Annotated in this window: 1 pseudogene; it reads right to left on the bottom strand. The window is 81.8% G+C overall.

Annotation, left to right across the window (positions count from 1 at the left end):
• A pseudogene (locus GTW67_RS35865) lies at positions 1-428 on the bottom strand (hypothetical protein); the annotation flags it as partial.

The following is a 428-nucleotide window of genomic DNA, read 5'->3' as shown; positions in this document are numbered from 1 at the left end:
CCGGGCCGTGCCGGTGCGCCGGGTCCGGCGAGCGGGGGCACCGGCGGGCCGTCCCCGGTGACCGGGCCGGTCGTCGGGCCGGCGGGCGCCTGGGCACCGCCGAAGACGGACGGCCGGTTCTGGCCGTTCGGGCCGCCCGGTGCGCCGGGGGTGCTCTGCTCGCCCCGTCCGTTCTCCGGGGAGAACGGCTGGTCGTCACGGCCGCGTTCGGCGGCGCCCTGGCCGCCCGGGCGCGTGCCGTTGCCGCCGAGCGGACCCGCCGCCAGCGCCTCGGTCACGTCGAAGGAACCGGTGCCGCCGCCGTGTCCGGGTGCCACGGGTCCGCCGGTCGCGCCGGGCAGGCCGGCGCCGTTGGTGGAACCGGGCGGCCGGGAACCGCCCGGCACGCTCATCGAGCCGACCACGCCGCCGGGGCGGCCACTCCCGCC

Origin of the sequence: Streptomyces sp. SID5910 (genome assembly GCF_009862125.1) — a bacterium.
Lineage (GTDB): Bacteria > Actinomycetota > Actinomycetes > Streptomycetales > Streptomycetaceae > Streptomyces.
The sequence above is the reverse complement of the archived record's forward strand: the minus strand, read 5'-3'. Positions and strand labels throughout refer to the sequence as shown.